This window comes from Streptomyces albofaciens JCM 4342 (assembly GCF_008634025.1).
GTDB lineage: Bacteria > Actinomycetota > Actinomycetes > Streptomycetales > Streptomycetaceae > Streptomyces > Streptomyces albofaciens.
This window is the reverse complement of the sequence record NZ_PDCM01000001.1, coordinates 4,470,570-4,484,581: the sequence shown is the minus strand read 5'-3', so window position 1 is coordinate 4,484,581 and position 14,012 is coordinate 4,470,570. Positions and strand designations below refer to the sequence as shown.

General features: G+C 74.4%; 11 protein-coding genes. 1 reads left to right on the top strand and 10 read right to left on the bottom strand.

What is annotated here, in order from left to right; translation table 11 throughout:
* Positions 1–40 precede the first annotated feature (40 nt).
* The 4 genes from CP973_RS19875 to CP973_RS19860 form a co-directional block, all read right to left on the bottom strand.
* Positions 41–1,348, bottom strand: a complete 1,308-nt coding sequence (locus CP973_RS19875; RefSeq protein WP_150242569.1) for an NsdA family TPR-like regulatory protein — start codon at positions 1,346–1,348, stop codon at positions 41–43.
* A gap of 226 nt (positions 1,349–1,574) precedes the next feature.
* On the bottom strand, positions 1,575–2,879 hold the full coding sequence (locus CP973_RS19870) for an MFS transporter (RefSeq protein WP_150242568.1): 1,305 nt from the start codon (positions 2,877–2,879) through the stop codon (positions 1,575–1,577).
* 10 nt (positions 2,880–2,889) lie between these two features.
* Complete coding sequence (locus tag CP973_RS19865) at positions 2,890–3,414, bottom strand: allene oxide cyclase barrel-like domain-containing protein (RefSeq protein WP_150242566.1); 525 nt, start codon at positions 3,412–3,414, stop codon at positions 2,890–2,892.
* Positions 3,415–3,735: 321 nt separating this feature from the next.
* Positions 3,736–5,223: an MFS transporter gene (locus tag CP973_RS19860; RefSeq protein WP_244409613.1), complete on the bottom strand. Its 1,488-nt coding sequence runs from the start codon at positions 5,221–5,223 to the stop codon at positions 3,736–3,738.
* 25 nt (positions 5,224–5,248) lie between these two features.
* Between CP973_RS19860 and CP973_RS19855 the strand changes: the two genes are divergently transcribed.
* Positions 5,249–5,770, top strand: coding sequence for a CGNR zinc finger domain-containing protein (locus CP973_RS19855; protein WP_150242564.1), 522 nt, complete (start codon positions 5,249–5,251; stop codon positions 5,768–5,770).
* A gap of 51 nt (positions 5,771–5,821) precedes the next feature.
* On the opposite strand, the gene CP973_RS19850 is transcribed toward CP973_RS19855, so the two are convergent.
* The 6 genes from CP973_RS19850 to CP973_RS19825 all read right to left on the bottom strand — a co-directional run bounded on the left by CP973_RS19850 (position 5,822) and on the right by CP973_RS19825 (position 13,985).
* Entirely contained in the window at positions 5,822–8,776 is a 2,955-nt protein-coding gene (locus CP973_RS19850) for a type I polyketide synthase (RefSeq protein ID WP_150242562.1), read from the bottom strand.
* A complete protein-coding gene (locus CP973_RS19845; protein ID WP_150242560.1) occupies positions 8,773–9,987 on the bottom strand; it encodes an NAD(P)/FAD-dependent oxidoreductase in 1,215 nt (404 codons plus the stop codon). Before CP973_RS19845 ends, CP973_RS19850 begins: the two co-directional genes overlap by 4 nt.
* Before the next feature lie 12 nt (positions 9,988–9,999).
* Positions 10,000–10,767 carry a thioesterase II family protein gene (locus CP973_RS19840; RefSeq protein ID WP_150242558.1) on the bottom strand — a complete coding sequence of 256 codons (768 nt, stop codon included), beginning with the start codon at positions 10,765–10,767 and terminating at the stop codon, positions 10,000–10,002.
* Between the two features lie 63 nt (positions 10,768–10,830).
* Positions 10,831–12,558: a (2,3-dihydroxybenzoyl)adenylate synthase gene (locus CP973_RS19835; RefSeq protein ID WP_150242556.1), complete on the bottom strand. Its 1,728-nt coding sequence runs from the start codon at positions 12,556–12,558 to the stop codon at positions 10,831–10,833.
* Positions 12,555–12,788, bottom strand: a complete 234-nt coding sequence (locus CP973_RS19830; RefSeq protein WP_150243790.1) for an acyl carrier protein — start codon at positions 12,786–12,788, stop codon at positions 12,555–12,557. Before CP973_RS19830 ends, CP973_RS19835 begins: the two co-directional genes overlap by 4 nt.
* Positions 12,789–12,908: 120 nt before the next feature.
* Complete coding sequence (locus tag CP973_RS19825; protein WP_150242554.1) at positions 12,909–13,985, bottom strand: streptomycin biosynthesis protein; 1,077 nt, start codon at positions 13,983–13,985, stop codon at positions 12,909–12,911.
* Between the last annotated feature and the right edge of the window lie 27 nt (positions 13,986–14,012).

Here is a 14,012-nt window from a genome sequence, read left to right as displayed (position 1 = left end):
GCCGGAACCGTACGGCAACGGCTCCCGCCGTGCACCGCGCTCAGCCGCAGGAGGCCAGTCGGCGCGCCTCGTCGAGCACCTCCGCCGTGCCCTGCGCGACCTGCCGGGCCACCCGCGCGTCGCAGCGCGTGAAACGGCCGCGCAGCCGGGTCAGCCGGACGCGGGCGCGGTGCGAGGTGACCCGCTCGTAGAGCCCCAGGGCCTCCCAGGTCGCGGTCGCGGCGCCGTCCACGTCACCGTGCGCCAGCCGGGCCTCGGCCAGTGAGGTCCAGTGCAGCAGCCGGTTCAGCGGCTGGCTCTGGCCGAACAGCTCCAGCCCGCGCACCAGATGGCGTTCCGCCCATGCGGACCTGCCCACATCCAACCAGGACCGGCCCGCGTCGGCGACCAGCACGGCGGGGGTCACCCACGACGCCCAGGGCGCCGTACCGGACTCGCCGCCGGTCTCGATCAGTTCCTGCGCCTCGTCCAGGGCCCGCCGGCAGCCCACGGCGTCCCCCAGCGCGGCGTGCGCCCTGGCCTGCCGGCTCGCCAGCAGTGCCTGCCCGGGCCCGGGGGCGTGGTCCTGGGTGCCCTTGCGGGCGATCTGGATCAGCCGCAGCGCCTCCCGGCCCTGGCCGCTCCAGGCGAACCGGTAGCTCAGGCAGGAGATGACGTACGCGGCCAGCGCGCGGTCCCCGGCGATCCGGGCGGAGCGCAGCGCGGCCAGGAGGTGGCGTTCGCTCTGGCCCGCCATGTCGAGGTCGGCGGCCATCCAGCCGACGACCTGGGCGAGTTCGGCGGCGGTGCGGTGCAGCCGCAGCCCGGTCGCGCGGCCGTAGCTGCACTCGGCGATGAGCTTGCGGGTCCACCGCAGCTCCTGCACGGCCCAGTCCATGACCAGTTCCCCGGCGCGCTCGTCGGCGAGCCGGCGCAGTTGGTCACTGCGGTCCTCCAGCACCGTCAGGATGCCGGGGTCGACCTCCTCGCCGCGCAGCCGGCAGGTCAGGGGCGGGTCGCTGCCCACGAGCCAGTCCACGGCGGTGGCGACCATGTCCTGCGCGGGCAGCGGGGCCGGGTCCGGGCCGGCCGGACGCTGCCGTGGAACAGGAGCCTTTTCGGCCACCGGAGCCGGGAACCTGTCCGGCCAGAGATCACGGACCGTGACCGGCTCCCCGAGCTTTTCGGTCAGAATTCTCGCCACGATTTCGGGAAGTTGCCGCCGCGGCAGGGAGCCTTTGAGCCAATTGTAGGGAGCCTTGTCGCTGATCGTGCCCCCGCCGCACACCCGGTTGATCTCACGGGCGAGCCGGTCCGGGGACCAGGACAGCCTTTTCAGGCAGGCGGACAACGTTATGGAGTCGCTCACGGCAGCCTCGTCCCGCCGCTTAATACGTGCATGCCCGGGAGAATCCGTTGGCTCTGCTCATACCGGTCGGACACACCGCTGTGCACAAAACCCCTCCAGCGCTCGCGAACGAAGCACTGGGCAGCCTAACCGGAGGCCGACAGCCGCAGATCACCACCAGCTGAAAATTATCGCAAAGTCGCTTTGCGTTATGTGCACGGCAATCCCGCAACCAACCGGAAGTGTGCTATAGGGCCAGGGCCTCATCCCCTTCCGTGCGGGGCGTGGCCGCGGGCGTCGTCCGCCCGGGGCGCGGCACGAGCAGCCGCCGGTACAGGAGGATCCCGGCGCCCAGGACGGCGGCGGCGAACACGAAGGGCGCGCCGAACGACCCGGTCACCTCCGCCAGCCAGCCGGTCAACACCACGCCCGCCGTGGTGGCGGCGGCGTTGGCGAAGTTCATCAGCCCGCCGGCCGCGCCCACCGCGCCGGGCGGCGCCAGCAGGCCGGGCAGGCTCCAGGCCGCCGGCGCGGCGACCGCGAGCCCGCCGAGGGAGAGCGCCATCCAGCCCACCGCGGCCGGGACGCTGGGCGCCGTACCCGCGAAGCCGACGGTCGCGCCCACCGCGAGGCCGCAGGTCAGCACGGTCCTGCGGACCTTCATCGGGTCGCGTCCGGCCCGTACGAGGCGGTCGGCCAGCCAGCCGCCGAGGGCGAGTTCGGCGACGGTGGCCACGATCCAGGGGACCGCCGAGTAGAGGCCGGAGCCCAGGGTGCGGGTGCCGAACTGCCGCTGGAAGAACTCCGGCATCCAGGTCAGGACGACGTTGATGGCATAGCCGTAGCAGGCGAAGCCGAGCGCCATCGTCCACATCCGGCCGGAGCGCAGCACCGGGCGCAGGACGGAGCCGCGCGGCCGGTCGGCGACGCGCGCGCCGCCGGCCGCCAGGTGCGCGCGCTCGGCGGCGCCCAGCCGGGGGTGTTCGGCCGGGTCCCGGTAGCGCCACCACCACACCGCGGCGAACAGCAGGCTGAGCACGCCGGTGAACTGGAACCCGGCCCGCCAGCCCCAGGTGCCGACCACGAGGGCGAGCACCGGCAGCCCGATGACGTTGGCCAGTTTCGTGGCCCCGTCGAAGAGGGCGGTGGCGCGCCCGCGTTCGGCGGTGGGGAACCAGGTGGCGGTGGCCTTCGCGGCGCTGAGCATGAAGGGCCCCTCGGCGACGCCCAGCAGCAGCCGTGAGACGAGGATCAGGCCGAGGCCCCCGGCGACCGCGAGCAGCAGGCTGGCCACGCCCCACAGCGTCACCGCGACGCGGTTGAGCCACTTGACGCCGATCCGGTCCACCAGCGCGCCGGCCGGCAGCTGCACCAGCCCGTACGACCAGCTGAACGCCGCGAGGACGACGCCCAACTGGCTCAGGCTCCACCCGAACTCGTCGGCGAGCTGCGGCGCCGCGACGGACAGCACCGTACGGTCCGCGAAGTTGACGAGCAGACCGCCCGCCAGAAGCGCGCCGATGCCCCACCGGGCACGTCCGAGGGAAGACACCGGGCTCCTTTCACCGGCCGCCGGTGGCGCACAGGACGACGTTGGCGCGGAACAGCCGGCGGGGCTCCTCCTGGCGGATCTGCCGCACGCCGATCAGGCCGCGGTAGGCGCCGCCGGTGCCGACCGCGTGCAGGCTCTGCCACTGGCCGGACCATACGGCGGTGGAGTCCATCCAGCCGGTGGTGACGACCGTGCCGTCCAGGAACTCGATCTCCTCGCGGTAGTAGGACAGCACATGGCCGTCCCGGGGGTGCTCGAACACCTTCCAGCCGCCGCCGGTGATGGTGCCGACGGTGGTTCCGGCGGCGTCGGTGAGGCGGTCCACGTGGGTGTTCCGGTCGCCGACCGTGGGCCCCGTCGCGGTGGCGGCGTGGAAGGTGATGTCCGCGTGCTCGGCGAGCCCGGTCCGTACGACGCAGCCCGTACCGCCCTCGGTCTGCCCGACGTCCGGCAGCGGGCCGTCGAGCGCGGCCAGGCACCGCGGGCACATCGCGGGAATGCCGGGGACCGGCAGCGGACTGGGGGTCGGGGTCATATCTCCCTCGTTTCACGGGTCGGTTCGGTCGGGCACGCATTTCGGCCGGGCGGCCGGTATTCAGCCGGAGTCCGGAGCACCGGGATTCTCCGAACGTGGTTCCTCGGAATTACCCGCAACGCTCGTCCGCACGCCGGACACATGCGTACGACAGCTCCGCCGACCGGCCCGAACAGCGCCCGGACATCGGGAAGGAGAATACTGGACGCCACCCGGGAAAAGAGATCGGCGGATCCATCGCAAATGCTGTGCCGCCCCCTTACCACTGTCAACCGTTCGAAGTCGGACGAGAATACGCGAAGCGGGAATTCGGCCGATCGTTCACGCCGTTCCCGGGACCTCCTTGTGGGTTCGCCCCCGGAATCCGAGGAGCCACATCGCCGCGATTCCGGCGGCCAGGGTGATGACGCCCGCGAGGAGGAAAACGGCGTCCAGTCCGTGGGCGTACGCCGTGCCCGAGGCCGGGCCGCCGTCCGGCACGTACTGGTGGAAGACGGTGCCCAGCAGGGCGATGCCCAGGGCGAGGCCGAGCTGGCGGGCGCTGTTGGCGGCCGCGGCGGCGACGCCGCTGTGCGCGGCGGGCGCGGCGGACATGGCGACGGCCGGCAGGACCGGCGAGACGAGTCCCGCGCCGACCCCGGTGATCACCAGTCCGGGCAGCAGCGCCGGCCAGGACGAGCCGGGCCCCACCGTCAGCAGTGCGAGGTTGCCCAGGCCGACCACCACGGAGCCGCCGCCGAGGGTCCAGCGGGCGGGGATGCGGTGCAGGGCGCTGCCGACCAGGGCGGAGGTGGCGAAGAAGGCGGCCGGCTGGACGGTGATGACCAGGGAGGTGGCGAAGGAGCTGAGTCCCACGCCGTTCTGGAGCCAGAGGGAGAGCACGGGCAGGAAGCCGAACGCGGCCAGGTAGTAGCCGCAGGCGGCGAGGAGCATGCCGTCGAAGGCGGGCTTGCGGAACAGTTCCAGCGGCAGCATCGGGTGGGTGACGGCCCGCTCCACCAGGACGAAGACGACGAGCAGGACGGCGCCGACGGCGAAGCCGAGCAGGGTGGTGGGGTCCGTCCAGCCCGCCTCGCCGCCGCGGATGAAGCCGAAGGTGACGCCGATCGCGGCCAGGGTGAAGGTCACGATCCCCGCCCAGTCGACGCGGGTGGGCCGGCTGGTGTCGTCGGCCAGCACCTTCACGGACAGGGCGATGGTGGCGGCGCAGACCGGCACGGCACCGTAGAAGATCCACTGCCAGGACAGGAACTGGGTGAGCATGCCGCCCGCGACATTGCCGATGCCGGCCGCCGCGCCGGCGACCGCGCCCCAGACGGCGAACGCCGTGGCCCGGTCGCGTCCGGTGTAGGTGAGGCCGATCAGCGGCAGCAGCGTGGCGAACATGGCGGCGCCCGCGACGCCCTGGACCGCGCGGGCGGCGATGAGCACCCCGACGTCCGGGGCCAGGCCGCAGGCGAGGGTGGCGGCGGTGAAGACGGTCAGCCCGATGACGTACAGGCGCTTGCGTCCCAGGTTGTCGCCGAGGGAGCCCATGCCGAGCAGCAGGCCGGCGAGGGCGAGGGTGTAGACGTCGATGATCCACTGGAGCGATCCGAAGCCCGCGTGCAGATCTCGCGCCATCTGCGGCAGCGCCACCGTCACGATCGTCGCGTAGACGAGGAGCATGAAGGTGCCCAGGCAGGTGGCGACCAGGGGGAGCCAGGTGCCGGGGGTGGAGCGGGGAGCCGCGGAGGTCTGTGCGGGCGTGGGCGCCGGGGGTGCTTCTCCGACGGCAACGGGGCGCCCGTCGGCCAGTGGTGAGTCCATGGGATCACTCTGCTGTAATGGTCTTATGCAGCTGAACCCTTACGGGGAGGACCCCGTCCGCTTCGTGACCGACCTTGCCAACTCCCCGCCCGCCAGCGCCTCCGAGCTGGCCGAACGCTGCGAGGCGGCGGGCATGGTGCTCGACCGGCCGGCGACGGACGACGACCTCGCCGAGGCACTGGACTTCCTCGCCCGGTGGGCCGAGGTCGTCGACGCCCCCACGGACGAGCGGCGCGCCGCCCTCCTCAACACGCTGCTCGCCGACGCGTCCACCCACCCCCGGCTCACCGACCACGCCGACGGCGGCTGGCACATCCACTACCGCGAGGACGGCCTCGGGGCCGCGGGCATCCTGCGGGCGGTGGCCAGCGTCGGCACCGCGCTGCACCTGACCGGTCTGGGCATGCACCGGCTGGGCCGCTGCGCGCTGGCCGAATGCCCCAACGCCTACGCGGACTTCACCCGCGCCGGGCGGCAGCGGTACTGCTCGCACGCCTGCGCCAACCGCGACGCGGTACGCCGCCACCGCGCCAAGCGCGCGGCCTGAGAATCCCGGCGGGCGGCGGCACCGACATCGCCGCCGCCCGCCGGGGTCCGGTCAGCCTTCCCGCCCGTCCAGCTCGGCCGCCAGCCGCGCCGGCGTGGCGTGCGCGAGCACATCGCGGACGGACACCTGCGTCCGCAGCACCTCGGCCAGGCGGTTGGCGATACGGGTGGCGAGCAGCGAGTGCCCGCCGAGTTCGAAGAAGTCGTCGTGCACGCCGACGGGTTCGTACTCCAGGAACTCCTCCCAGAGCGCGACGACTTGCTTCTCCGTCTCGCTGTCCGGGGCCGCGTACGCCGTCCGCAGGCCGCCGGGCCGGGCGGTCCGCGCCTGCCCCTGCGGCCGCGCGGGGGGCCGCTCCTCCGCACCGCTCCCCCGCGCCCGCTGTCCGCCGCCGCGCGGCTCGATCCAGTACCGCTCACGGGCGAACGGGTACCCCGGCAGCGCGACCCGCCGCCGCGGGACCCGGTGCAGCGCGCGCCAGTCCACCCCGGCGCCCGCGAGCCACAGGTCGCCGACGCCGGAGAGCAGGGTGACCCGTTCGCTCTCCGCCTCCGTGGGCCGTGGCATCGTACGGGTGACGGTGAGTCCCTTCCGCGCCCCGAGCGCCGCTCTGGCCAGCGAGGACAGGGTGGTGCCCGGCCCGACCTCGACCAGGGCGCAGCGGCCCGCGGGCAGGGCGGTGCGCAGCGCGTCGGCGAACCGTACGGGGCGGCGGATGTGTTCGCCCCAGTAGGCGGGGTCGGTGGCCTGCTCCGCCGTGATGGCGGCGCCCGTGACGCCGGAGGCGAAGGGCAGCCGTGGCGCCGCCGGGCGCGCGGTCCGTACGGCCTCGGTGAACGGCGCGACGGCCGGTTCCATCATCGGCGAGTGGAAGGCGTGCGAGGTGTGCAGCGGCCGGGCGGACATGCCCGCGGCGGCGAGGCGTCCGGCCAGTTCGGCGACGAGCGGGGCGGGGCCCGAGGCCACGCACAGTTCGGGCGCGTTGACGGCCGCGATGCCGACGCCGTCCACGAGCAGTTCGCGCAGCCGCTCCTCCGGGGCCTGCACCGACAGCATCGCCCCGGCCGGGCGCGCGGCCATCAGCCGGCCGCGCAGCGCCACCAGCCGCAGCGCCTCCTCCACGGTGAACACGCCCGCGAGGCAGGCGGCGACGTACTCCCCGAGGCTGTGGCCCACCATGCCGTCCGGCGCGATGCCCCAGGAGGCCAGCAGCCGGGCGAGCGCGTACTCGACGGTGAACAGCGCGGGCTGCGCCACCTCGGTCGCCGTCAGCCGCTCCGCCGGGGCGTCCAGGTCCAGCAGCAACCCCCTGACGTCGAAGCCCAGTTCGTCGCGCAGCACCTCGGCGCAGTGATCGAGGTGCTCGGCGAAGACCGGCTCCGCTGCGTGCAGTTCGCGGCCCATGCCCGGATACTGGGCGCCCTGGCCGGGGAACAGGAACACCGTCCTGAGCCGTCCGGTGCCGCTCTCCCCCGTGTGTTCGGCGTACGGCCCGCTCCCCGCGCGGAGGAGGGTGCGCCGGTGCCGCATCGGTGACCGGCCGGTTTGCAGCGTGTACGCCGCGTCCGCGAGATCCGGGGCGCCGGGCTCGGCGAGCCGGGCGGTCAGCCGTCGCGTCGCCGCGTCCAGCGCCTCGGGGCTCTTCGCCGACAGTACGAGCAGTTGCGGCGCGTCGGCCGCGGCCCCGTCGGCGACGGCCGTGGAGCGCGGCGCCTCTTCCAGGATCACGTGTGCGTTGGTCCCGCCGATGCCGAAGGCGCTGACCCCGATGCGGCGCGGGAACTCCGCCGCATCCCACTCCCGCAGCGCCGCGTCGACCCGGAACGGCGTCGCCGCGAAGTCGATCCGCGGGTTGGGCTCCGCGAAGTGCACCGTGGGCGCGAGCTGCCGGTGGCGCAGTTGGAGGACCGCCTTGATGAACCCGGCGATGCCCGCCGCCGACTCCAGGTGCCCGATGTTGCCCTTGACCGACCCGACGGAGCAGAAGCCGCTCTCGTCGGTGGAGTCCCGGAACGCCCGGGTGAGCGCCTTGATCTCGATCGGGTCGCCGATCGGGGTGGCCGTGCCGTGCGCCTCGACGGCCGTGACGCTGCGCGCGGGCACACCCGCGGTCCGCAGCGCCTCGCGGACCACCCGCTCCTGCCCGGCGACCCCGGGCGCGGTGAAGCCGACCTTGTCCGTACCGTCGTTGTTGACGGCGGATCCCTTGACGACGGCCAGGACCCGGTCGCCGTCGGTCAGCGCGTCGGCGAGCCGCTTGAGGACGACCACGCCGACGCCGTTGCCGAAGACGGTGCCCGCGCCGCGCGCGTCGAAGGGGCGGCAGTGGCCGTCCGGGGAGTGCACCATGCCGCGCTCGGCGAGGTAGCCCGCGCGCTGCGGCACCCGGACGCAGACCCCGCCGGCGAGCACCACGTCGCACTCGTCCACGAGCAGCGCCTTGATGCCCTCGTGCACCGCGACCAGCGAGGTCGAGCAGGCGGTCTGCACGCTGACCGCGGGCCCGGTGAAGCCGAGGCGGTGCGCGGTGCGGGTGGCGAGGTAGTCCTTGTCGTTGTGGATCTGCTGCTCGAACACGTCCGCGTCGAGCACGACGCGCCGGCCGCCCAGCAGGTTCGACATCCAGTACGCGGGCATGTTGGCCCCCGCGAAGATCCCGCCGCGGCGGACCGACGCCGGATCCAGGGCGGCGTCCTCCAGGGCGTGCCAGGAGCACTCCAGGAAGAGCCGCTGCTGCGGGTCGAGCAGGGCGGCCTCGCGCGCGCTGAAGCCGAAGAACCGGGCGTCGAACAGGTCGTGGCCGTCCAGGAGCGAGGCGACGCGGACGTAGTCGTCCCGCTCGAACAGCTCCCGCTCGATGCCCTCGGCCGACAGCTCGTCCTCGCTCAGCGCGGTGATCGACTCCACGCCGTCGCGCAGATTGGCCCAGAACGCGTCGAGGTCCGGGGCGCCGGGGAAGCGCCCCGCCATGCCGATGACCGCGACGTCCCGGGCGGCGGGCGTCATCGGGCGGCTCCGGGCGCGGGCCGTGCGGGCACCGCCGGGCCGGTCAGCGCGTGCCGGGCGATGTCGTACGACGTGCCGCCGTCCAGGGCGAGTTCCGCGCAGATCCGGCCGAAGAGCGGGACGAGCTTGAACGCCCAGCCGGCGACCGAGACGACCACGTTCTCGCCGCCGTCCACCAGGCCCGCGGCCGTGCCCAGGTAGAACTGCCGCGCCGGGTCGCCGGGCAGCACGGCCAGGCAGGTGGAGGTGCCGGTGGGCTCCGGGTCCACCCACGGCATGTGCGCGCGGACCCAGTCGGTGACCCGCTCGACGTGCCGCGGGTCCGGGACGCCGGTGGCCCGGCTCGCGTGCTCCAGGGCGTTGACCTCGAAGTCGGGGCCGAGGCGCACCTCGTCGGAGGTGGACCAGGGGTTGGGCGGGAAGCCGTAGAAGAGGTTGGTGTCCTCCTCGGTGGGCTTCTGGAAGGCGAACCAGAACGGCCGCGGTACGGAGGCGTCCCGCTGCCGCAGGGTGACCAGCGCCATCTCGTACGCGTGCAGGTCCAGCCCGCCGCCGCCCCAGGGGGTGATGAGGTCGTTGGCCTGCGAGCCGTTGGCGAGGACGACCTTGGCGGCCCGGTAGGCGGCCCGGTCGGTGCGGACCGTCACCCCGTCGCGGTCCGGCGTGGTCTCCCGTACGGCCTCGTTGCCGCGCAGCACCGCGCCGTGCTCCTGGGAGAGCTGGAACAGCGCGGCGAGGGTGCCCCGTACGTCGATGGCGCCGCCGTCGCGCTGGAGGAACCCCTCGAAGTGGCCGGGCAGCCCGGTGAAGCCGTAGCGCTTCTCGATGTCCCGGGCGGTCAGCCACTCGTACGCCACGGACATCTCGTCCATGGCCCGCGCGGTGTCCGCGATGTGCCCCTCGTTGGTCTCCACCCCGGTGTCGCCGAACCACAGGCTGCCCAGCTCGTGGATCAGTCTGCGGCCGGTCAGCCGCTCCAGCTCCGCCCACATCGGGCGGGTCTGCAACGTCAGCGCGAAGATGTCCTTCTGGGTGTACTGCACCCGCCAGTGGCGTTCGGCGCCGCTCGATCCGGCGCGCTCGTTCATGAAGCCGTATTGGTCCAGTACGAGGACCCGGTGCCCGCCGCGCCGGGCCGCGTGCCAGGCGGTGGACAGGCCGACCGGCCCGCCGCCGACGACGATCAGGTCATAGGTCTCGATGCCGCTCATGGACACAGCTCCTTAGGTGTACTGCCCGGTGGCATGCGGAAGCGCTCCGACGAGCGCGGAGATCACGGCCTGCCGGCCGTCCCGGAGGTAGAAGTGACCGCCGGGGAAGTGCAGCTGCTCGAAGGGGCCGGTGGTGAAGTCGCGCCAGCGGGCGACGTCCTCCGGGGAGACCGCCGGGTCGTCGCGCCCGCACAGGGCGGTCAGCGCGGCGGCGACGGGTTCGCCGTCGAAGGGCGCGTAGCCGTCCAGCATCCGGTAGTCGGCGCGCGTCGACGCGGCGACGAACGCCTTGAGTTCGGGGCTGCGGCGGACGTCGGAGACGGCGCCGCCGAGCCGCTCCACCACCTCCAGGACCCCGTCGTCGTCCCGTTCGTGGACGTCCTGGGGCGGCAGTTCGCCGGGCGCGTACTGGCCGGAGACGACCAGCCGGTCCGGTCCGGGCAGGCCCAGCCGCTCCCAGTGGCGGGCCACTTCGTAGGCGACCAGGGCGCCCATGCTGTGCCCGAAGAAGGTGACCGGGCCGCCGCCGAGTTCGGCGGTCAGCTGCGCGGAGACGCCCTCCACGACCTCCTCCACGGTCTCGGCGAAGGGCTCCTGGAGCCGGTCCTCGCGGCCGGGGTACTGGACCACCAGCAGTTCGGTGGCGGGCGGCAGCGTCTCCCGCCACGGCCGGAAGAAGGCGGCGCCGCCGCCCGCGTGCGGGAAGCAGACCAGGTGGTGGCCGGCGGGCTCGGCGCCGGGGAGGCGCTTGACCCAGGCGGAGCGGGCCGTGTCGCTCATCGCGTGCGTGCTCCTTGCGGTGGTGGGGTGGGGGCGTACCGGACCGGCGACCCGGTCCGGGAGTCAGGTCCCGGCGGCGAGCCGGGCGGCGATGTCCTCGCGCAGCGCGGCCTTGTCGATCTTTCCGATGCCGGTCAGCGGCAGCGCGGCCACGATTTCCAGCCGTTCGGGGAACTTGTAGCGGGCCAGTCCGCGGTCCTCCAGGAACCGCCGTACCGCGCGCAGGTCCAGGTCCTCCCCCGCCGCTGCCGCACCGGCGGCGGGCACCGCGTAGAGGCACACCGCCTCGCCGTACAGCGGATGCGGCATGGCGACGCCTGCCGCGTCGGCGATGCCCGGGTGCTGCCGGGCGATCTGTTCCAGTTCCTCGGCGGAGATCTTCTCGCCGCCGCGGTTGATGACGTCCCGCACCCGGCCCTCGACCAGGACGTTGCCCCGCGCGTCGAGGCGGACCAGGTCGCCGGTGCGGTAGAAGCCGTCGGCGGTGAAGGAGGAGGCCGTGGCGTCGGCGTTGCGGTAATAGCCGGCGACGGTGTACGGGCCGCGGGTCAGCAGCTCCCCCATCTCCCCGGCCGCCACTTCGGCGCCGTCCGCGTCCACGACCCGGACCTCGTCGAGGGGGGACGCGGGGGCGCCCTGGGTGCCGTCGGCCGTCGCCACGGGATCGTCCAGGCGGGTGTAGCAGAGCAGGCCCTCGCTCATGCCGTAGCACTGCTGGACCGTGGCGCCCAGGACCTCGCGCAGCCCGGCGGCCATGTCGGCGGACGGCCGGGCGCCGCCCACCTGGATCACCTCCAGGCTCGACAGGTCGTACGTCCGCTCGCGGGCCGCGGCGATCCACTGGAGGGCCAGTGTCGGCACCAGGGTGCTGTGGGTGACCCGCTCGCGTTCGATCAGCTCCAGGGCGCGCCGGGGGCTGGCGGGCGTGGTCAGGACGGCCGTGCCGCCCGCGGACAGGGTGCCCAGCAGGCCGGGGCAGTTCATGACGAAGCCGTGTTCGGCGGGCATCACGACGAGGTTGACGGTGCGCTCGGTGACCCCGGCGAGGACGGTCGCCGTCCGGATCATGTAGCCGTAGCCCTCGTGGGTGCGGGCGATGGCCTTGGGAAGGCCGGTGGTGCCGCTGGAGAGCAGGAAGACGGCGGCGTCGTGGGGCGCGGCGCCGGGCGCCTCGGGCGGGGGCGGCACCGGGCCGCTCGCGCCGGGCTCCGGGCGGCACAGCTCGGTGAGATCCACCCATGTGCCGTCGGCGTCGCCCGGGTCCGCGCCGCGGACCAGCAGGTGGCGCAGGCCCGGGTGCCGGGCGGCGAGGCCGCGGGCGGTGGCGAGCGCGTCGGACCTGCGGGTGCCGCGTTCGACGGCCAGCGCGACCGGGCGGGTGACGGAGACGATGTGGTCGAGTTCGTGGGCGCGGAACGCCGGGAGGACGAGGACCGGCGGGGCGCCGATCTCCAGCAGGGCGAGCACCAGCACGACGTATTCGGTGCTGTTGGACAGCTGCACGCCCACCCGGTCGCCGGGGCCGATGCCGAGCCCGCGCAGCCGTCCGGCGGCGGCCCGTACGGCGTGGCCGAGTTCCCCGTACGTCGTCCGGCGCTCGCCGTCGACCACGGCGCAGCGGTCCGGGGCGGTGCGGCAACGTTCGGCGATGCGGGCGCCGACGAGTTCGTCCGTCCACACGCCCGCGGCCCGGTAGCGGGCGGCGCGTCCGGGATCGATGGCGGGGACCATCGGGTCGAGCGGGGCGCGGGCGGTGGGGGCGGCGGGGGCCGTTCGGCCGGTCACGGTCATGACGGGCTCCCGGCGGGGGCGATGCGGTCGGCCAGCTGGCCGAGCGTGTAGTCCTCCTGGTCCCACAGGTCGATCTCCACACCGAACCGCTTCTTCAGTTCCAGCTGGAGGTCCGTCGTCTCGACGGAGTCCAGCCCCAGTTCGGCGCGCAGCCTGACGTCCGGGCCCGCCTCGTCGAGCAGGGCCGCGTCCAGCCCTATGTCCGACAGGGCCCGCAGGACCTCGTTCATGGACACAACCGACTCCTTCGCTGCCTTCGATTTCCTTGGGGCGCGCCGCCGGGCAGGTTCCTCCGCACGGCCGGCGCCCCGGTTCCACGCCGTACGCCGCTCCCGCGCCGTACCGCCCCGTCACTCCGCCGGTTCGCGGCGGGCCAGGCTCTCGGCGAACTCCGCCCACAGCCGCCCGCAGGCACGGGCCGTCTCCGCCAGCGCCGGGAGGCAGTGCGGCGGAACCTCGGCGGCCAGCCGGTCGCCGTCGGCGAGCACGGCTTCCTGGGCGATCAGCAGCCGCAGCAGGGCCCGGCCGGTGTTCGTGGACCGCAGCGCGACGTCCTGCCGCAGGAACGGCAGCCGCTCCAGGGGGACTTCGCCCGGGGCGCCGCGGCGGCGGGCGCCACCGGGTTCCGCCACGGCGTCGGCGGTGCGGCTGTGCACCTCGATCCGCCGGACGGCCGCGGCGGCCTCGCCCTGCTGTACGGGCAGCAGGTCCCGGCCGTTGCGCAGGCGCCGGCTGACGTCCTGCGCGGTACCCAGGGAGATTCCGGCCCGCCGCGCGACCTCCCGCAAGGGCGCCGTGGGGTTCTCGCGGAGGATCCGCCCGGCGCGCAGCCGTCCTTCGGCCGTACTGGCCGGGCGCACCCGGCCGTCCCGCCCGAGCCGCGCGGTGTTCAACCGCGGACCGTCCGCGCTCGAACGCCGGCGCAGCCCGGCGATGGTCTTCGCGGACAGCCCGGCGACCTCCGCCAGCGACCGGTCCGAGCAGTAGGGGAAGTCCCGCAGGATGCGCCGGGCCGCGGCCTTGCGGTCCGCCGTGGTCAGCGGCAGCCCGTGCGCGGCGTTGGCCCGTACGGCGTGCACGAACCCCTCCTGTTCCGTGCCCCGGAAGAGCTCCGCGCTGATCTCGGACCCGCCGCGCAGGATCACCGCCCGGACCCGGTGGGCGCCGTCGAGCACCCGCATCGTGGCGCGGTGCACGAAGATCGGCGGCAGCCCGGCCGGGTCCGCCTCGGCGAGGGCCCGTACGTGCGCCACGTCGCAGCCCGCGAGCCGCGGCGAGCCCGACAGGTCCAGCGCGCTGATACGTACGGTCACCGGCTCGCGCCGGGCCGGGGGCGGCGCCGGCAGGTGGGTGCGCACGTCGTCGCCCGCCGGCCCGGCGGCGGGCCCGGGCGGCGGCCCGGCCGGCAGTCCCTCTTCCCAGGGCATCGGTCGTCCTTTCCCCCTCGCGCTCCC